This is a genomic window from Ruegeria sp. YTSC325, from assembly GCF_059609525.1.
In genome coordinates this window covers 56,052-75,226 of the sequence record NZ_JBXWLY010000007.1, presented here as the reverse complement: position 1 = coordinate 75,226, position 19,175 = coordinate 56,052, and the positions used below count along the sequence as shown (strand labels likewise).

Sequence of the window (19,175 nt, the reverse complement as noted above, 5' to 3'; positions counted from 1 at the left end):
AGGGTCAGAAGTACAGGATTACTCGGGAATGGTGAAGACCTGCCCTGGATAGATCAGATCAGGATCACGGATCGCATTGCGGTTGGCTTCGAACACACGCACGAACAAAAGCCCATCCCCATAGCGATCACGCGAGATTGCCCACAACGTGTCGCCCTCCTGAACAGTGACCGAACGGATGACCGGCGCATCGGGTGCGGCAGACCCATTGGCGGCATCAGCGGCACGCAGAACTTCTAGAGGTTCGCGTTTGAAGGGCGTCTCAAGACGGCTGACGACGGTTCCGTCCGTACCGACCTCATCCACCCGCAAGGTGTAAACACCGGGGTCGACCCCCTCAAGCTCGCTGCGCCACTTACCGTCATCGGTTGGCGGCAAATCCGCAACCAATCGGTTGTTCAAGTAAAGGCGCACCACCGAACCATCAGGCACGCGGCCCGTCAACTCGACATCACCGGCGTCAGAATACCCGATAGTGTCCAGTGCAACCTGATCCGATGCGCTGTCCTGCGGAGACGCAGGTTGCACCAGCTCAACCCCGTCTTCACCCGAACGCAGTATCGCAACCTGTTGATTTTGGGTTTCTTCCTGCACAGGCTCTTCCGGAGCGTCAAGCACAGCATCCGCGGTCGGAGCGGTTTCCGCTTGCGCGGTGTCTAGCTGTTCGCCGCCCTGTGTCGGGGCGCCCGTCTCGTTCTGTTCATCGTCGGACTGCTGACTGGCGCTCGCGACCTGATCATCCTCGGGCACTGACGTCTCAGTCTGCGCAGTTTCAGCACCTGCCGAAGAGGATTCCCGCGCTTCGGGCGTTGCCGGTGCGTCTTCAGCGGGTTCAGCCGCCGTAATTTCGACCTTGGGCTCGGGTAAGGCAGCGATCAAGTAGTCATCCGACCGGACCGGCTGATCGTCTTTGTCTGTCTCCAACACAAGCCCCCGCGCGGTGTTGGCGAACGGGATCGTGACGAATACGGCAAACTGGCCGCTGCCGTCGACCGTAAAGCTGTGCAGAGTTTCCCCATCCAGCAGGACGCGCACCAAAGCACCTGGCTCAGCCGAGCCGGACAGAACCGCGTTCCCGTCCGGTTCAACGAATATCTGATCAAGAGTCGGCGGTGACACTTCGGGCGCCGCTTCAGTTTCTGCTTGGGCCGTTTCTACTTTCGGCTCTGCGGGAGCCTCGGTCTCAGCCGCTTCTGTGTTTTCCGAAGGGCTTGGTTTGCTGCCTTCACCCTCGGACACGGCCGCGCTTTGCTCTGTTGCGGTGTCTTGAACCGGCTGATCTGCCACATCCGTTTGAGCGCCCGACCCTTCGGGCTCTTGGTCAAACACCCCGGACATATAGGCCCCTGTGGCCCCGACCAGAACCAGTATCCCGATGATCACCCCCCAGGTGACAGGACCGGTGCTTTCGCTTCCCGACTTGGCGTCCATTTTTTTCCTTTCACTCCGCAGCGCAAATGCTTTGACTTCCACACATTCTGCGTGACGGTTGAGCCAATCTATCAATCCCGCTACCAGGGGTCAAAACCGCAGTTACAACCCCGGAGAGCCTATATAATGACCCAGAAATCCGTCTGTGTGTATTGCGGGTCACGCAATGGTGTTAATTCGGCCTATGCACAGGCTGCGCGCACATTCGGGCGGCACCTTGCCAAAGAAGGCTGGCGTCTGGTCTACGGCGCCGGAGATGTGGGGCTGATGGGAGAGGTCGCCCGCGCCACACAAGACGCAGGAGGAGACACGTTCGGCGTCATCCCAGTTCACCTGTTACAGCGCGAGGTTGGCAAGACCGACCTGACCCGTTTTGTGATCACCGAAACGATGCACGAGCGTAAGAAGGTCATGATCATGAACGCGGATGCGGTTGTCGTCCTTCCCGGCGGCCCCGGATCGCTGGACGAGCTGTTCGAAGCGTTGACATGGCGCCAGTTGGGCCTGCACGACAAACCCATTCTGGTGATGAACGTGGACGGGTATTGGGACGCCCTGCACGATCTAGTGCAGCAGGTCATTGGTCAGGGCTTTGCCGACGCTTCGCTGGGCGATTTCATTACGTGGGTCGACGGGCCGGAGACGGCCATGGCAAATCTGCGGACACTGTTGGCCGCCCGCATGGGATAAGCAGGCGAGCGTGTCGCCTGCTTTCGGAATTTAGTCTAAGTTGCAGGCTTCAAACGGTTAATCAAAACCTGCTCGACCTTATGGAGTGGGTGGTTGGTCAAAGTCTTGTCAACTTCGGCCACGACCTTGCCCAGCACTTCGCTGTGCAGACGCCGACGCAAAAGGCCCAGGACATGAGGGCTGGCGACCAGGACAAGCCGTTTATACGCTCCCTTCAACCCCTTTCGGTTCAACAGGTTAGCAACGTCTTGCACGAACAGAGACTTTGCCTGCGCTTTCCACTTGGGTTCTTCAACCGCGGATTTCTGGTTCGGACCAGCATCAGCGCGCCGCCCTGCCCGATCCGATGGTCGGCCTGCCGGCCCGTCGGTCTCTTCGACGGAAACAATCATCAAATTCGGGTCTTCCGCGTCCGTAATGTTCTCCATGAACAGTGCTTTTTCGCCGTCAGCAATGACAATCCAAGTTCCCTGTGAAAGTGCGACCATCGTGATCTCCTGTTGTGGTTTTATGTGACCATCCCTTGTTCAACGGACATAGGTATCCCTTTGCGCGCCAACGGTTTTTCAGCGCGCTGCTCGAGCTTTTTTAGTAGATTGGCGGTTCTCTCCCTCCGCCTAATATAGCTAGGGACGACCGGGGCCCGTACAATACTCATTCAGATTAATTCGAATTTATCGGCGGGAAACTACCGATGGGTACGCTAGCGAACCAGAAGCGGATGAAGATGCTAATATGCGAACCGGCAAATAAAGTTTGCCGCACAGTGCAACCAATTCAATTTCTGCCGAGCGGGACAAAGCTGCCGTTGGCCGCACCGCAGCACGCCTTACCCGAATGAACGTCCGGTTGGCGGACATTGGTGCCATTCGAGGAAAGCCTTTAGCCCACGCTCTCAAAATTCCACTTGCTAATTCTGAGCTTTGACGGGGACGCGAAACCCTCAAGCTCGGGTCGACCGAAATCAATGGCGGTAGACGTAGTCAAACCGATGCTGTACCGTGAACCGACGGCAGATCAGGCAGAAGCAATTCCTTTCCATCTTTGAGGGAAGTATAATGCCGCGAAAACCACCGAAAAACGATAGCGAAAGCTCTGTAGTCGACTTGGGCGTGCTTGCGTCCAAAAAAAACTTCGATAGCTATATAGATCACCTTTATACTGAAGAGGAGAATGTTCCTCACTTCGATTTTTATTCCGCCAAGGGAAAACAGGCTCCGGTTCATGTTGTTGGCAGTGATGTCAGTGAGGATGTTATTCTCACTGACTTGGACGATGTCGCCGAAATGGGTGACGGCAACGACGTGGTCGTCGGTCTGTATGGGAATGATACAATCTCGGGTGGTGATGGTGGCGACTATTTGTTCGGAGATACGGATTGGGCAGTTGGCTTCGGCCAGAACTCCGACGATGTTTTGAACGGCGGAGCAGACGATGACCTGATCGTAGGCGACGCTCCGAACCTATACGGCGACACTGTCGGAGGGAACGATATCATTGTCGGAGGGACTGGGAACGACGACCTCTGGGGAGATGGTTCTCTCTTTGAACAGGCCCAAGGAGGAGCCGACAGCTTCGTTTTTGAACCGGACAGTGGGCTAGATACCATCCATGACTTTGAAGTGGGAAAAGATAAGCTGGATATTTCCGGGTATGGTATTGCCGAGACAGAGTTCTTGTCGCTGGATATTCAAGAGATAAACGGTAACACGATCATCGACCTTGACAGCACCGCTTTGGACTTGAACGAAATTACACTTCTAGGAGTCGTCGGTGTAAGTGCTGATGATTTCGTCTTTGCCTAGTGTGGAAAGTCGCGTGAACCACCATTGATGCAGTCATTCGCTGCGCTTTATCCAAACGTCTTCTTTGGGCTCAAAGCGGTCATAGAAATGAAGAATGCTGCCGATTCCTCAACCTCCTGCAGCAACTGTTTACTTCAAAAGAAAAAGGCCTGCTCACTCACGCAAGCAGGCCCTCAAAAACGTACTACCGGTCAGCCGATCACATCCGCGAGGCGACGTTTTCCCAGTTGACCAGATTGTCCAGGAAGTTGGTCAGGTAGGCCGGACGCTTGTTGCGGAAGTCGATGTAGTAGGAATGCTCCCACACATCGCAACCCAGCAACGCTGTCTGACCAAAGCACAGTGGGTTCACGCCGTTTTCAGTCTTGGTGACAGCCAGCGAGCCGTCTGCGTTCTTGACCAGCCACGCCCAGCCCGAGCCGAACTGGCCAGCACCTGCCGCGCTGAACTGCGATTTGAATTCGTCAACCGAACCAAAGCTTTCGACCAGAGCCTTCTCCAGCTCACCGGGCATGGCGTTATCGCCGGGGCCCATCATCTCCCAGAACTGGTTGTGGTTCCACAACTGGCTGATGTTGTTGAAGATACCGTTCTGGGCGACAGCATTTGCGTCATAGGTCCCCACGATGATCTCTTCCATCGACTTGCCGTCCCATTCGGTTCCGGCGATCAGCTTGTTGCCGTTGTCGACATAGGCCTTGTGGTGCAGGTCGTGGTGATATTCCAATGTTTCCGCGGACATGCCCTTGGCTGCCAGCGCGTCATGTGCATAAGGAAGATCAGGAAGTTCAAAAGCCATCTCGGCCCCCTGTTGAAATGATTGTTGCGGTTCCAAAGGTTAAATGCTTTGGCAACGGCCATAGGTCAAGGGCAGAGACAAGAAAACCCGGAGGTCCGCGATGCTGACACAGGCGCGCAAGATGTTTTACCGCGCCCGCGGATACTATTCAGGCAGCCTGAATGGAGAACGGTTTCGACTGGACCCCTACCATTCGAAATTCTGGCGCAAGGCCACTGCTGGCCTGTGGGAGCCCGAGACTTTTGCCGTGTTGGATGCTCATCTGAAACCCGAAAGTGATTATTTGGATATAGGTGCATGGATCGGCCCTACCGTTCTTTACGGCGCGCGGCGCGCGCGACATGTATGGTGCTTTGAGCCTGACCCCACCGCTTACCGGTACCTGGCCTGGAACATGGATTTGAACAACGTCCGCAACGTCTCGGCCTTTGGCGTAGCCCTGTCGGATCGGTTCGGCGTTGCACGTATGGCCTCGGTAAGGGGAGAGCCCGGTGATTCCACCAGTTCCCTTTTGCATGACGCGGCTCATGGCAGTGATGCGCTGACCATTGCCTGGGATCAGTTCGAAGCCGCGACCGACCTGTCCAGTGTATCACTCGTTAAAATGGATATCGAGGGGGCAGAATACATGGTTCTGCCCAGCCTTATTCCGTTTCTGAAAGTGACCCGCCCCGCGCTTTATCTTTCTACCCACGCGCCGCTTTTGCCCGAGGCGCAACGTCAGGATCGAATGGCCAAACTGGCGGATTTGTTGTCGTTTTACCCATCTTGCCGCAATGCCAACGGCGAAGAGGTCGGGGTGCAAGCCCTGACTGCGCCAACGTCGTTGAACGGTTTTCAGTCGTTTGTCTTAAGCGGTTAGGCTTTTTCCCAGCCGCTTGTAGGTCTAAAACAAGGTAGGCGCGGATATCGGCTGGCAGCGCCCAATTCCACTGGGTCGGTTTCCCAAATTGGCCTGCGGGAAACTTGCCGACATCTTTAACTTGTTCGTCTCGGGGTCGACTGTCGCAGTATACGACACACGGTATTGGCGCGTAGAGTTTGAGGACAGTGTAAGGCGCCATGACAATCGGTATTCGCCTTTTCGCGTGAGTTTCAACTTGGCATTTGCTGGTGTGTTTTCATCAATCCGCGCAAGCTCATTGGCAGAGCGGATTGCGCCATCGAATGCCCGCGCGCGCTTAGTGTCAGCATCGACACTCAGCAAGACAACCGGAGGAATCCATCCTTGCGCTTCCAAGCTGTGTAACTCGCACTCATAATTCACGATGCCCGCCTGAGCAGACGCCGTACACATCACAGCCGCGATCGAATACAAAAACTGTTTCAAAATCCTAGTCTCCTAAATCAGGATTTGGGGGTTCCAATACCTTTGCAACGTCCTTTTGCAAAACCGTCGCGCGCCGCTCATGCGGATACAGTGGAAGGCTTTGTAATCGCTTTCATCGTTCTGCGATCCAAAGAAATCGAGAACTCCTGATCCCTCAAATCGATTGCATCAATACGCGATTCATTACCTGCATACGTTCTTCCCGTAGCCGCATAAAAACAGGTCTGACCGACCCACGCGATCGACAATTTGATCGGAGAATCTCGTCGGATTCGGCCCGGCCCTGTGTCAGTTACGATGCCCGGAATCTCGACCTCATGCAGCAGAGCGGAACGCCCGAATTCGTCCACTGGAAACACCACTTTCTCAGGTGTCGGACGATTCGCCAGGCCTTTGCCGAATGTGCACCCCAAAGTTTCTTTATATGTCTCAGCCAAAACCACAGCTGGCGAGACGATCAATGCGGCACAAACCGCAATCATTCTTAGTGAAATCATTAATTCCGTTTACCCTAGCAGCACTGTTGAACACTATCGGCACTCCACACGTCATACGTGATAATATCAGCCAACACTCTAACAATGAGTGTCGCTTGAAGGAAATCCATTCTTACGTCACGAACCAAGCTGATCGGATCAATCACAACTGTGCTGTCGCAGCAACAAAAAGGGCCACCAGGTTCCCCGGCAGCCCAAAAATCTAGCGTTTTAAAATGCTTAGTAAACACCAACCTCACTGCCCGGTTGCGCCGCAACCTTAAGCAGTTTGAACGCGTAGTCTGCGACTGATCGGAAGCAAACCACGCGGAAGGTCTCGGCGTCGTCCATCCAGAACGCGCCCGCAACCTGCGCCAAACGCGAGCGGCGGATCTGGCCGGGCTGGAAGGCATCTGCCGACAAATCAACCGGAGCCAGCTTGCCCATTACCTCACGCGCAGAAGATCCCGAAACGCAGAACACCGCCCTGGCATCCGAGACGTTCACGGCCAGCGCATGTGTGCCGCTAAGCGTTTCGGTCATCTGCGCCAGTTTGGCGTTCACCTCTGAATAGGGCACCAGCACCAGCAATTCGTCCGGAGACATCCAGCACACGCCGGTATCCCCGTTGACGCTTGCCTCGCGCTGACCGGGCACTTTCTGCCCGGTAGCGTCCTTGACGGACTTGGCCAGTACCTTGTCGGACAGATCGCCGCGCAGGGTGATCATTCCTTGCAAGCCGCATTCCGCTACCTTGGCGATGCCGTCATAACTGGCGTGGTTCAGTGCGCTGATGGGTTCAGACATTCTGCTTCTCCCCGTCCTTATCGTAAAAGATCGGATCGACGATCTTGGCCTTGTAGGTTTTGCCGTCGGTTCCCGGAAACTCGACAATCTCGCCCATTCGGTCAGGACCGTGCTTGATCAGGCCCATGGCGATGCCCTTGCCCAGATTGGCCGAGTAATAGGTCGAGGTGACGCGCCCGATCATGTTGCGCTGACCGTTGGCATTGACGCCCTCGCCCACCGCATAGGCACCATCGGGAAGGACAGAACCATCCACAGTCTCAAGTCCGACCAGTTTCCAACGGTCCGGATCGGCCATATGGCTGCGCGTGTGGGCGCGCTTGCCCAGATAGTCCTCTTTCTTTTTCGACAGCGCCCAGTGTAGCCCCAGATCTTGCGGGATCACGGTGCCGTCTGTCTCGTCCCCGATCATGATAAAGCCCTTTTCGGCCCGCAGGATGTGCAGACATTCAGTGCCGTAAGGCATCACGCCGAACTCTTTGCCCGCGTCGATCAGAGCATCCCAGAACGCCTGACCCTGAGACGCGGGAACCGCGATTTCATAGGACAGTTCACCCGAGAACGAGATGCGGTAGGCCCGCGCATCGAACGCGCCGATCTTGCCGTCACGCCATTCCATGAAAGGCAGCGCTTCTTTCGAGACATCCATGCCGCCGCCTGCTTGAGCGTTCAGCTTCTCCAGCACCTTGCGGGCGTTGGGGCCAACAACAGCAACCTGCGCGTATTGCTCGGTGACGTTCGCGACATAGATTTTCCAGTCCCACCACTCCGTCTGCAGCCATTCTTCCATGTGACCATGGATACGCTCGGCACCGCCGGTGGTGGTGTGGCACAGCCATGTATCTTCGTCGATCCGCGCGACAACACCGTCGTCGATCAGGAAGCCGTTCTCTGAACACATCAGGCCATAGCGGCATTTGCCGACCTTCAGCGTGGACATCATGTTAGTGTACATCATGTCCAGGAACTTGCCCGCATCGGGCCCTTTGACGATCAGCTTACCCAATGTCGAGGCGTCCAGCAGGCCGAGGTTTTCACGGGTATTCTTCACCTCGCGATTGACCGCGTCATGCACGGACTCACCGGGACGGACATAGGCATAGGTCCGACGCCAATGGCCGACCGGCTCCCAGTCTGCACCGTTCTTGTCGTGCCAGTTGTGCATCGGGGTTTGGCGGATCGGCTGGAACACCTCACCGCGCGCTTCGCCACCGATCGACGCCAGCGAGATGGGCGTATAGGGCGGGCGGAAGGTGGTGGTGCCGACCTTCGGAATCTCTGAATCCAGGGCATCAGCAAGGATCGCTAAACCATTGATGTTACTCAACTTACCTTGGTCGGTCGCCATGCCCAGCGTGGTGTAACGCTTGGTGTGTTCGACGCTTTCGTAACCTTCGCGCGCCGCCAGCTGAACGTCGGAGACTTTGACGTCGTTCTGGAAATCCAGCCAGGATTTCATCCGCAAACCGATCTCGGCATTCGCCGGCATCAGCCAGACCGCCGCCATCGGAGCCTCAGCCGTGGTCTCACCGACCGGGGCCTTGGTGCGCTTCGCTGTGAACCCGGCCGCCTTGGCCGCTGCTTTACCCGCCGCATCCGCGTCGGTCAGAACATCGCCCAGCGCCAGCGGACCATTCGACGAGCCCGCGGCCAGCACGAACCCTTCGCCATCAGCACCAAGCGGAGGTCGCGACGGGTCAGGACGGAAATGCGCCTGCGCCTCGTCCCAGATCAACTTGCCGCCGCAATGCGACCACATGTGAACGACCGGAGACCAGCCGCCCGACATGGCGACCGCGTCGCATTCGACCTCTTCACGCGCGCCACCGATGCCTTCTTGATTGCACAGCTCGACCTTTTTGACGCGCTTGCCGCCTTTGACCTTGGCAATCGCTTTGCCGGGGTCAACGCGGATACCAAGTTCGCGCGCCTCATTCGCCAGCGGACCAGCCGTGTCGCGTGCATCGACCACGCGCAGCACATCCACACCGGCTTTCTTGAGGGTGATCGCGGTGCGATAGGCGTCGTCGTTATTGGTGGCCACAATCACACGCTCGCCGGGGGTCACGCCCCAGTTCACCACATAGTCGCGCATGGCCGAGGCCAGCATCACGCCCGGCACATCGTTGCCCGCAAAGGACAACGGACGCTCGATCGCGCCGGTGGCAGTTACCACCTGTTTCGCGCGGATGCGCCACAGCCGGTGACGTGGGCCTTGGGTGCCCGGTTTGTGATCGGTCAGGCGCTCATATCCCAGCACGTAACCGTGGTCATAAACCCCGGCCCCCATGCAACGATTGCGCATCGTGACGTTGTCCATTGCTTCGAGTTCGGAAACCAATTGTTCCACGAACTTATCCACAGGCTCGTCATTGATCGTGCCGCCATCAACCGGAGCACGCCCTCCCCAATGCGCTGTCTGCTCGATCAGCATGACTTTGGCACCGGACGCGGCTGCCACCTTCGCAGCCTGCAGACCCGCCACACCGCCGCCGATCACCAGAACATCGGTGAAGTGATAGAAGTGCTCATAGGTGTCCGCATCGCGGTTGTCCTTGTCGGGCGCTTTGCCCAGACCGGCGGACTGACGGATGAACGGCTCGTAGACGTGTTTCCAGAACGGTTTCGGATGGATGAACGTCTTGTAGTAGAAGCCAGCCGGCAGGAACCGCGCCAGCGCCGTGTTCACGGCACCAATGTCGAACTCGAGATTCGGCCAGTGGTTCTGCGAGATCGAGGTCAAGCCATTGAACAGCTCGGTCGTGGTGGCGCGCTGGTTCGGCTCGAACCGGTTGCCCTGTCCCAGGCCGACCAGAGCGTTCGGCTCTTCCGCGCCGCTGGCGACAACGCCGCGCGGACGGTGATATTTGAACGACCGGCCCATCATCATCTGATCATTGGCCAGCAGGGCCGAGGCAAGCGTGTCGCCCTCGTAGCCCTGCATCGAGGTGCCGTTAAAGGTGAATGTGACCTGTTTCGACCGGTCGATCAGCCGGCCTTGGTTTGCGAGACGGGTGCTCATGTTGCGGACCTTTCGCAGGCGGAATTACGGGTGGCTGGGCGGATCATTCGAACTCTCTCCAGGTCCAGCCGGGGCGCTTGGCGGTTATCGCTTCGCGGATTTCTTTGGGCGGCTCGGTGGTCTGGGCCGAATAGGTGCCAAATACCTCTAGCGTGTCGGTCGCACGCGCGGCGTGGAACCACTTGCCACAGCCATTCACGTGACGCCAGCGTTCAAAGTGCACACCTTTGGGGTTTTCACGCATGAACAGATAGTCGTGGAACTCGTCATCAGACGCGCCGGGACCAAAGCGCTTCAGATGCGCTTCGCCGCCAGCGGCCAGTTCAGTTTCTTCGGCATCGACGCCGCAATAGGGGCAATTCAGGATCAGCATATGGTCATCCTTTTCTCGGTTGGTCGACACTCGGGCCGACCAGAATTCTGTGTTGTGGTCACTTCGGGCAGAGCCCTTAGTGTGCCACCCCGGCGGCGACGCTTTCGTCGATGAAACGGCCTTCCTTAAAACGCTCCAGCGTGAAGGCTTCGGTCAGCGGCGAATGGCCCGTGGCCATCAGTTGCGCCATACCCCAGCCCGAACCCGGAATGGCCTTGAAGCCACCCGTGCCCCAACCTGCGTTGATGAAACAGCCCTGCAGCGGCGTTTTCGACAGGATCGGAGACCGGTCGCCGGTCATGTCCACAATACCGCCCCACTGGCGCAACATCTTCAGGCGCGAAATCATCGGGAAGGTCTCGACCAGCGCCCGCACAGTTTCCTCAATATGATGGAACGAACCGCGCTGGGTGAAGTTGTTATAAGCGTCGGTGCCGCCACCGATGACCATCTCGCCCTTGTCGGATTGCGACATATAGCCATGCACGGTGTTGGCCATTACGACCACGTCCATGCAGGGTTTGATCGGCTCGGACACCAGCGCTTGCAGCGCTACGGCCTCAAGCGGCAGACGGAAGCCCGCCATCTCAGCCAGTTGACCGGAATGGCCCGCGACCACGATGCCTAGTTTTTCACAGTCAATCGCACCTTTGGTGGTGTCGACGCCGACAACGCGGCCATTGTCCTGACGTACGCCAGTGACTTCGCATTGCTGGATGATGTCCATCCCCATAGCCGAACACGCACGGGCATAACCCCAGGCCACCGCATCGTGACGCGCGGTGCCACCGCGTTCCTGCCAAAGACCGCCCAATACCGGATAGCGCGGCCCGTCCAGATTGATGATCGGCACCAGCTCTTTGACGCGCTCGGGCGTGATCCATTCGGTCTTCACGCCTTGCAACGCGTTGGCATGGGCCGTGCGCTGATAGCCACGGATCTCGTGCTGGGTTTGCGCCAGCATGATCACCCCACGCGGACTGAACATCACGTTATAGTTCAGATCCTGGCTCAGGTCCTCGTAAAGGCTGCGCGCCTTTTCATACAGCGCCGCCGACGGATCCTGCAAATAGTTCGACCGGATGATGGTCGTGTTCCGGCCGGTATTCCCACCACCCAGCCAACCCTTTTCGATCACCGCGACATTTTGAATGCCGTAGTTCTTTCCAAGGTAATACGCCGTGGCCAGTCCATGGCCGCCAGCACCGACGATGATCACGTCATATTTCTTCTTTGGCTCGGGCGAGCGCCAAGCGCGCTCCCATCCTGTGTGATAGCGCAGCGCTTCGCGCGCCACAGCAAAGGCTGAATAGTGTTTCATAAGCGAATCCATCCGGTTCGGTGATTGTGCGCAGATATGCCGTGTAACGACAGTATACCCCTGCCATCCAACGCCGTAATAGCGCACTATTGCGACATAGCCCTCAATATTGCGACATGAAGTCGTCTCGCGGCCATTTGCCCCTTTTTTCCGACTGCTCGCGGGTCTAAGTCAAGGCAGCCATTTAGGAGCTAACATGACTTTCTGGGCCCTCTTGATCCTGACCGCGCTGCTGATCGCAGTGTTCCTTGGATATTCCATGCTGAAGGGACGCAAAGACCGCGAACCCGCAGCCGCTTTTGACCTTCGCGTTTATCGCGAGCAGTTGGCTGGTGTGGACCGTGATCTTGCACGTGGTGTGATCAGTGAGGCCGATGCGGAACGGGTGCGGACCGAAATCTCGCGCCGGATTCTGTCTGCTGACGCGCAGATGCGTGCGCAGGGGACACAGGATGGCCCTCCAGTCTGGGCCAATACGGTGGCTATTGTCGTGGTTGCCGCTGTCCTGATCGGCGGCGGTTTTTGGATCTACCGCCAAATGGGCGCCGCCGGATTGCCGGACCAGCCCTTGTCGCTACGTAAGGAGTTGGCCGAAACAATGCGGGCCGAACGCCCCAGCCAGGCCGAAGCCGAAGCCGAAGTTCTACCTGACTTGCCCGAGCAACTGGACGAAGGATACGCCAACCTGTTGCAACAGCTGCGCAATACGGTTGCCGAACGTCCCGACGATTTGCAAGGGCACGTACTGCTTGCCCAGCACGAGGCGAATGCTGGCAATTTTGCAGCGGCATACAAAGCGCAGCAGCGGGTGATTGAACTCTCGGGTGGAGCGGTTCCTGCAGATGCTTACGCACATCTGGCCGAAATGATGATCCTGGCCGCTAACGGCTATATATCACCCGAAGCCGAAGACGCACTTCGGCAGTCCTTGCAACGTGATCCCCGAAACGGCCCCGCGCAATACTATCTTGGACGGATGATGACACAGGTTGGCCGTCCTGACATCGGATATCGCATCTGGGTCGAGGCGCTGCGCACATCGCCCGCAGACTCGCCCTGGGCACAGGCCATGCGCGCCCAGTTGGAGGAGTTGGCGTTCCGCGCCGGTGTCTTCAACCCACCAAACATCCCGGCCCCGTCCGGACCGTCTCAGGAAGACGTGGAAGCCGCCGCAGACCTGACACCTGAAGAACGCCAACAGATGATCATGGGCATGGTCAACCAGCTTTCGGATCGACTGGCGACCGAAGGCGGACCACCCGAGGACTGGGCGCGGCTGATCAGTGCACTGGGCGTTTTGGGTGAAGGTCAGCGCGCGATCGACATCATGCAAGAGGCAAACGCGGTCTTTGCCGGGGATGCCGAGGCGTTGGAGATCATTGACGCCGCCGCATTGCAGGCCGGGATCGCGCAATGATCCATGACGCGTTCGAGGATTTCGCCGCTTCGCTCACACCGATGACCGCATTGATGGGATTGGATTTGGGCGAAAAAACCATCGGTGTGGCCGTCTCGGACCGGATGCGCGGTGTGGCCAGCCCTTTGGAAACCGTTCGGCGCAAAAAGTTCACTCTGGACTCTGCGCGCCTGCTGGAATTGATCGCCGAGCGCGAGATCGGAGGGGTCATTCTTGGCCTGCCGAAAAACATGGACGGATCAGAAGGTCCGAGGTGCCAATCCACGCGCGCGTTTGCCCGCAACATGATGCGTTTGACCGAAATTCCCATCGGGTTCTGGGACGAGCGCCTCAGCACGGTTGCGGCAGAAAAGGCACTGCTCGAGGCGGATACGACACGAAAACGTCGCGGACAGGTTATCGACCACGTTGCAGCAGGCTATATTCTGCAAGGAGCGCTGGACAGATTGCGCTTTCTCTAAGGATCGGATGACACCAATGACAAACATGGTCTGGAAACGGAACGAGGTCGAAAGCCCCTGCGTCCAGATTTGTGTCGTTCACCCGACCGAGCGGATCTGCACTGGTTGCTATCGGACCATCGACGAGATCACACGTTGGTCCAAGATGGACAGTTCCGAACGCGCCGAGATCATGGAAGCCCTGCCCGCACGAAAGCCGCAGCTTGCGAAACGGCGTGGCGGTCGTTCGGCCCGCCTGAACAAATCCTGAGCCACAGGCTGAGCCTGCGCCGTTGCAGGTTGGTCTGAACTCCGAGGGGGTCAAGTTCGAAGACAAGTGGTGAGTGAGTGGCAACCCACAACGGCGCGCTTCAGCATTGGTGTTTTCCAGACGTGGCAAGACCGGAAAACCCTTGAACCCTATTTCTTTTTTGACTGACTGATCAAGAAATAATCAGAGGCGAGCGTGCTTACCTTGCGTCAACCTAAGGGCGATCCAACTTGATGGTGCCGGTTATCCTGCAGCCAGCCAAGTTTTCGCGTGTTCAATATCTTCCGACGGGAAATATTGGGTTCGGGTGCCCAGCACATGACCGGCCACGCGTTGCGCCATATGCTGCCAGGCCTTGTCGCCAACAATCGCCGCACGATCCAGCAACCCGATATGACCGCGTGCCAGTCGGAAATGCGCAGCCAGAGCAGACAATCCCTGCCATCCGTCAAACTCCCGCAGGTCGATCAGCAGGCGAAAACCGGTTTTCCCTGCAAGCATCTGGTCCAGATGCGCCTCGGCCTTTTGATACACTTCGGGGTCAACCTTACCCAACAGGCTGATCTGAACGCATGGCCCACCAAGATCGGTCACATGGATCAACCCGAGGGATTCGCGGATCCAACGACGCGCTGTTTCGACCTCGGACAGTTCAAATACCTGGACCGGACAAGGCAAAATCGGAGCCGCCAATCGCACACTGGTCTGAACCCAACTCTGATCGGCCACCACGGCAATCCGGTCGAACCCGCGCCAATGGCTTAGGCCCAACTTAGTGTCCGCCCAAGCAGCACCCAGGTCGTACCCTTTGAATTCGGGCTGAACGATTGCCATCAATCGAACGGTTTCATGTTCGATCAGCGCGGCCTCGATGGCGGGAATTAAAGTATCGCTGTAATCCGCGCTGGTGACTTCGCCGGACAGCTCGACTTCGATCTGTGCTCCGTCGGCGAGTGTGTGGACCGTAATCATGACCCCATACCTCCTAACCAATACATGGCTGTAGGTTACGGGAATTCGATCCACTCGGCCACACCGCCTTGGAATTCCGGGCGGAAATAGGCGATCATCCGACCATCTGGCCCAGCCGAAGCACTGTCCGACCAAGGGGCCACCCCATGCAGGCAGTGACGGTGCAAAAGATACGTCTCACCAGGACTGGCGGGCAATTCCAGGCGAGTGCAGGTCTCGAACACCTCGCGTCGGGCAGACTGATAGATGTCTGTAACATCCACCTCGTGCAACGTATCACGCGGTCTACCATGCAGAGCCTTTTCGAAAGCTGCCCGCAAGACCTTATGGCTGCCTTCCCATAAAACCATCGGCGAAGCATCAGCGCTCACTTCGGTCAGCGGAAGGCCAAGTATCCAGGCGTGCGGCTCGTCCACTCTGCGGTGACGGTCAGGACCCGTAGGGCGCAACCCATCCACATGCGCTGCATCACGGTTGCGTCGGTAACGCCCGGCTGCCTCGCTTTCGCCGCGGCGTGGCTTGGGGTAGCCGGGATACATCACAGACACCTGCCCCTTGTGCAACGGCAGAGTTCCATAATGCTCGGTCACGAATTCCAGCGCCTGGCCCTGCAGCGGCCCTGATCGCCCCACCCTGCCCTCTACATCGTTGTCCAGCGCATCCACACCGATGAACCACGTGCCTTCGCAGTCTATCCACTCGCCATGGGCCGGATCAACGACTGCAGCCCGAGCAGCTGGCAGAACGTGTGCTACCCATTCAGCGACGGCGGGGTCGTAGGGAAACTTTACCCAGCCTTTCTGCCAAAACGTCGTCAAAGGCCCATCGCTTTGCGCAGCATATTAAGGGCCACCAGCGTCAGGAAAACGGCAAAAACACGTTTGAGCGGTTTGGGGTCCATCGCGTGGGCCAGCTTAACCCCCCAAGGGGCGGTGATCATCGTCATCGCCACAACAATCGCAAATGCCACCAAATTCACCGCGCCAACGGTCATTGGCGGGCGGTGTTCAGGCGCGATATTCAAAAACAGAAACCCGATGACGGACGGAACCGCGATGATCACCCCAAAGCCAGCTGCCGTCGCAACGGCCCGGTGAATGGGCGTGTTGAACAGGCTCATCAAGGGCACACCAAAGCTGCCGCCTCCGATCCCCATCAATACCGACAGAAACCCTACACCCGGTGACAAAGCGGCCCGGCGGAGCCCCTTGGGCATCGCGTCCCCAAGCCGCCATTCAGATTTTCCGAAACCCAAATAAGCACCAATCACCATCCCCAGAATGCCGAACAGCGCCTGCAGTGCCTCGGTGCGTAGGGCCGAAGCCACGGTAACTCCGATCACTGCCCCAATTGCGATCCCCGGCCCCCAGCCGCGCAAAATTTCCCAGTCTACGGCCCCTTTTTTGTTGTGGGCCATCACGGACCGGACCGAGGTCACGATGATGGTCGCCAGAGACGTCGCCAGACACAATTGCATCAATTGCGGGCCGCCATAGCCAAGGGTTTGAAACGCATAGAAAAATGCAGGCACCAATACGATGCCACCGCCAACCCCTAGCAAGCCCGCCAGAACTCCGGCCAATGCGCCGATCACCAGCAATAGGCCCAGCATCTGGGCCAGCAAAAACGTTTCGGGCATTCCCCCCCCATATCGGCCGGTTGGCCGCTTTTTAACTCACTTCGACCTGCGCGTCGGGCGCGATCCGATCCAGCGCCTGCAGCAGAACCTCAGGGCCTGCCCCCTCGTGAACGGCACCTTCGGACAAGACGCGCCGCCATGCACGCGCCCCTGGCCGCCCTGCAAACAGCCCAAGCATATGACGGGTGATCTGATGCAAACGCCCGCCGCTGGCAAGGTGTTGTTCGATGTAAGGCACCATCTCATGAACCACCTCGAACGGGTCCGCAGGTTGCCCAGCCTCAAAGATCAAAGGATCTGCCCCTGCCAGGATGTCTGCAGGCTGGTGATAGGCAGCGCGTCCGATCATTACCCCATCAAGGCCGGCATCTAAATGCGTGCGCGCCTCCTGCAAAGAGTTTATTCCACCGTTGATCGAGATATGCATGTCGGGAAACAACGCCTTCATGCGGTGCACCAAGTGATAGTCCAGCGGAGGGATATCGCGGTTTTCCTTTGGACTCAGCCCTTGAAGCCACGCTTTACGTGCGTGGATTGTAACCCTCTGGCAACCCGCAGCGTGGATCGCATCCAGAAACGCTGGCAGCACGAGGTCAGGATCCTGATCATCTACTCCGATCCGGCACTTCACGGTGACCTCGACGCCTACAGCCTCGCGCATCGCCGCAACACATTCGGCTACACGCGCGGGATCTTTCATCAGCACCGCACCAAACGTGCCAGATTGCACCCGGTCGGACGGGCAGCCGCAATTCAGGTTGATCTCATCATAACCTACCTCGGACCCCAACCGCGCGGCTTGCGCCAGCTCTTGCGGGTCCGAGCCGCCCAGTTGCAACGCCACAGGGTGTTCCTGCGGGCTGTAGTCCAGCAGATGCAACGCCCCACCCCGAACCAACGCCGGGGCCGTTACCATTTCCGTATAGAGCAAAGTCTGACCGCTCAGCAGTCGATGCAGAAACCGGCAATGACGGTCCGTCCAATCCATCATCGGCGCAACCGAGAGCCGCGCCGCCCGCCGAGTTGTGGCGTGGTTTGAATGTGCGATCTGAACCTCTGGCATTTTCCTGGCTTTTACCTCGAAACACATCTTACGAGGGGGGCGTCTAGCACTGTTTAGACCATAAACGCCACAGGCAAAGCCATCCAAGCGGACAGCGAAGGGGGGGTCAAATGCCATAACGGCTAAGTATCATCTCAACACTGCTGTCAATCGTAGCCGTCATTTCGGCCTCACTCAGGACGCTGCCAGTGAAGACCATCGGCCAGAATGCCTTGGCCTTGATCAACCCGATGAACTCCTGCCCCGCACTTTGAGGGTCGTCTATCCGCAACTGCCCGTCTTCTGCCGCGTCCTTCAGCATCGACACAAATATCGCAGTCTTATCCAGTTTGCCCTGCGCCGCTGCCGCCAGATCGGGGTTGCGCAAAGTTTCGCTGATCACCATACGCGACATCGCCATCACCTCGGGCAACATCAGGATGCGCCCTTCGGCCCATGCCAGTTCGATCAGTTGCTCCCGGATATCACGGCCTTTTTCATAGCGGATATCCAGTACACCGGCAAAGCGGTTTGATAGCTCGACCACAATAGAGCGAAACAGGTTTTCCTTGCTTTCGAAATACTTATACAGCGTCCGCTTGGACACTTCGGCGCGGGCGGAAACACGGTCCATGCTGGCGGCGGCGAACCCCTTTTCCTGGAACTCGGCCACCGCAGCCTCGATGATCTGAGCGTGTTTGGCCGCATTCGGCGCGCTGCATTCGTTCATGTCTGAAAGCTATAGTCCCATTGACATGACAAGGTCAAACACTAGGTAAACCCACGGGTTTACACGATTGACAACGTCACTTATGGTAAACCCGCAAGTTTACCGATTCAGGTAGCCAGCCCAACATGGAGTATCCCCCCTCATGTCACTGACCTTGAAACTGAACGGCCAGACCCACACGGTCGACGCCGAACCCGGCACCCCCCTGCTTTGGGTGATCCGGGATGAGCTTAAGCTGACCGGAACAAAATTCGGCTGCGGCGTTGCGTCCTGCGGGGCCTGCACCGTACATCTGAACGGCGAGCCCGTACGGTCGTGCCAAACTTACATCGAAGACGTCGAAGATGCCGAGATCACCACGATCGAGGCCGTGGGCGACGACAAAATCGGCGCCGCAGTCCAGCAAGCCTGGGTCGAACTGGACGTGGTTCAGTGCGGCTATTGCCAGTCGGGTCAAGTTATGTCGGCTGTCGGGCTGTTGTCTGAAAACCCCAAGCCCTCGGCCGAGGAAATCGACGAGTACATGTATGGCAACGCCTGTCGCTGTGCCACCTATCAACGCATCCGCGCCGGCGTCCAGCGCGCATCCGAGATTCTGGAGGCCTGATCC

General features: G+C 57.9%; 19 protein-coding genes. 7 read left to right on the top strand and 12 right to left on the bottom strand.

The features are described 5' to 3' along the window. Window positions 1-18: 18 nt before the first annotated feature. Entirely contained in the window at window positions 19-1,431 is a 1,413-nt protein-coding gene (locus AC2FF7_RS11860) for an Ig-like domain-containing protein (RefSeq protein ID WP_496905676.1), read from the bottom strand. 126 nt (window positions 1,432-1,557) lie between these two features. On the opposite strand from AC2FF7_RS11860, the gene AC2FF7_RS11855 reads away from it, so the two are divergent. Beyond that, a complete protein-coding gene (locus AC2FF7_RS11855) occupies window positions 1,558-2,121 on the top strand; it encodes an LOG family protein (RefSeq protein ID WP_480865849.1) in 564 nt (187 codons plus the stop codon). A gap of 35 nt (window positions 2,122-2,156) precedes the next feature. On the opposite strand, the gene AC2FF7_RS11850 is transcribed toward AC2FF7_RS11855, so the two are convergent. Further along, complete coding sequence (locus tag AC2FF7_RS11850; protein WP_170354573.1) at window positions 2,157-2,609, bottom strand: host attachment family protein; 453 nt, start codon at window positions 2,607-2,609, stop codon at window positions 2,157-2,159. Window positions 2,610-3,179: 570 nt separating this feature from the next. Here AC2FF7_RS11850 and AC2FF7_RS11845 point away from each other — a divergent pair. Beyond that, window positions 3,180-3,926, top strand: coding sequence for a calcium-binding protein (locus tag AC2FF7_RS11845; protein ID WP_480865851.1), 747 nt, complete (start codon window positions 3,180-3,182; stop codon window positions 3,924-3,926). Between the two features lie 199 nt (window positions 3,927-4,125). Here the strand turns inward: AC2FF7_RS11845 and AC2FF7_RS11840 are convergent, their stop codons facing one another. Next, window positions 4,126-4,725: a superoxide dismutase gene (locus AC2FF7_RS11840; RefSeq protein WP_170354575.1), complete on the bottom strand. Its 600-nt coding sequence runs from the start codon at window positions 4,723-4,725 to the stop codon at window positions 4,126-4,128. A 100-nt stretch (window positions 4,726-4,825) separates the two neighbouring features. Between AC2FF7_RS11840 and AC2FF7_RS11835 the strand changes: the two genes are divergently transcribed. Continuing rightward, entirely contained in the window at window positions 4,826-5,587 is a 762-nt protein-coding gene (locus AC2FF7_RS11835) for an FkbM family methyltransferase (RefSeq protein ID WP_480865852.1), read from the top strand. A gap of 1,184 nt (window positions 5,588-6,771) precedes the next feature. Here the strand turns inward: AC2FF7_RS11835 and AC2FF7_RS11830 are convergent. The 4 genes from AC2FF7_RS11830 to AC2FF7_RS11815 form a co-directional block, all read right to left on the bottom strand. Next, the gene (locus AC2FF7_RS11830) at window positions 6,772-7,338 is read right to left on the bottom strand and encodes a sarcosine oxidase subunit gamma (RefSeq protein ID WP_480865853.1); all 567 of its coding nucleotides are present in this window, start codon (window positions 7,336-7,338) and stop codon (window positions 6,772-6,774) included. Beyond that, window positions 7,331-10,360 carry a sarcosine oxidase subunit alpha family protein gene (locus tag AC2FF7_RS11825; RefSeq protein ID WP_480865855.1) on the bottom strand — a complete coding sequence of 1,010 codons (3,030 nt, stop codon included), beginning with the start codon at window positions 10,358-10,360 and terminating at the stop codon, window positions 7,331-7,333. The genes AC2FF7_RS11830 and AC2FF7_RS11825 overlap by 8 nt, the downstream gene beginning before the upstream one ends. Before the next feature lie 43 nt (window positions 10,361-10,403). Then, complete coding sequence (locus AC2FF7_RS11820) at window positions 10,404-10,733, bottom strand: sarcosine oxidase subunit delta (protein ID WP_170756359.1); 330 nt, start codon at window positions 10,731-10,733, stop codon at window positions 10,404-10,406. A 76-nt stretch (window positions 10,734-10,809) separates the two neighbouring features. Beyond that, window positions 10,810-12,054 carry a sarcosine oxidase subunit beta family protein gene (locus AC2FF7_RS11815; protein ID WP_170752492.1) on the bottom strand — a complete coding sequence of 415 codons (1,245 nt, stop codon included), beginning with the start codon at window positions 12,052-12,054 and terminating at the stop codon, window positions 10,810-10,812. A gap of 196 nt (window positions 12,055-12,250) precedes the next feature. Here AC2FF7_RS11815 and ccmI point away from each other — a divergent pair, with 196 nt between their 5' ends. The 3 genes from ccmI to AC2FF7_RS11800 are packed head-to-tail and all read left to right on the top strand — an operon-like array spanning window position 12,251 to window position 14,182. Continuing rightward, the gene (gene ccmI / locus AC2FF7_RS11810) at window positions 12,251-13,471 is read left to right on the top strand and encodes a c-type cytochrome biogenesis protein CcmI (RefSeq protein WP_496905675.1); all 1,221 of its coding nucleotides are present in this window, start codon (window positions 12,251-12,253) and stop codon (window positions 13,469-13,471) included. Beyond that, entirely contained in the window at window positions 13,468-13,932 is a 465-nt protein-coding gene (ruvX, locus tag AC2FF7_RS11805) for a Holliday junction resolvase RuvX (protein WP_170354583.1), read from the top strand. The genes ccmI and ruvX overlap by 4 nt, the downstream gene beginning before the upstream one ends. A gap of 16 nt (window positions 13,933-13,948) precedes the next feature. Continuing rightward, a complete protein-coding gene (locus tag AC2FF7_RS11800; RefSeq protein WP_170354584.1) occupies window positions 13,949-14,182 on the top strand; it encodes a DUF1289 domain-containing protein in 234 nt (77 codons plus the stop codon). 243 nt (window positions 14,183-14,425) lie between these two features. On the opposite strand, the gene AC2FF7_RS11795 is transcribed toward AC2FF7_RS11800, so the two are convergent. The 5 genes from AC2FF7_RS11795 to AC2FF7_RS11775 all read right to left on the bottom strand — a co-directional run bounded on the left by AC2FF7_RS11795 (window position 14,426) and on the right by AC2FF7_RS11775 (window position 18,565). Further along, complete coding sequence (locus tag AC2FF7_RS11795; protein WP_496905674.1) at window positions 14,426-15,154, bottom strand: SpoIIAA family protein; 729 nt, start codon at window positions 15,152-15,154, stop codon at window positions 14,426-14,428. Between the two features lie 35 nt (window positions 15,155-15,189). Then, window positions 15,190-15,972 (bottom strand): hypothetical protein, encoded by a 783-nt coding sequence (locus AC2FF7_RS11790; protein ID WP_496905673.1) that lies wholly within the window; start codon window positions 15,970-15,972, stop codon window positions 15,190-15,192. Further along, window positions 15,969-16,793 (bottom strand): sulfite exporter TauE/SafE family protein, encoded by an 825-nt coding sequence (locus tag AC2FF7_RS11785; RefSeq protein WP_480865861.1) that lies wholly within the window; start codon window positions 16,791-16,793, stop codon window positions 15,969-15,971. The genes AC2FF7_RS11790 and AC2FF7_RS11785 overlap by 4 nt, the downstream gene beginning before the upstream one ends. Before the next feature lie 31 nt (window positions 16,794-16,824). Then, complete coding sequence (dusA, locus tag AC2FF7_RS11780; RefSeq protein WP_496905672.1) at window positions 16,825-17,856, bottom strand: tRNA dihydrouridine(20/20a) synthase DusA; 1,032 nt, start codon at window positions 17,854-17,856, stop codon at window positions 16,825-16,827. 106 nt (window positions 17,857-17,962) lie between these two features. Next, window positions 17,963-18,565, bottom strand: coding sequence for a TetR/AcrR family transcriptional regulator (locus AC2FF7_RS11775; protein WP_170752481.1), 603 nt, complete (start codon window positions 18,563-18,565; stop codon window positions 17,963-17,965). A gap of 142 nt (window positions 18,566-18,707) precedes the next feature. Between AC2FF7_RS11775 and AC2FF7_RS11770 the strand changes: the two genes are divergently transcribed. Continuing rightward, a complete protein-coding gene (locus AC2FF7_RS11770) occupies window positions 18,708-19,172 on the top strand; it encodes a (2Fe-2S)-binding protein (RefSeq protein ID WP_170752479.1) in 465 nt (154 codons plus the stop codon). Window positions 19,173-19,175: the final 3 nt, after the last annotated feature.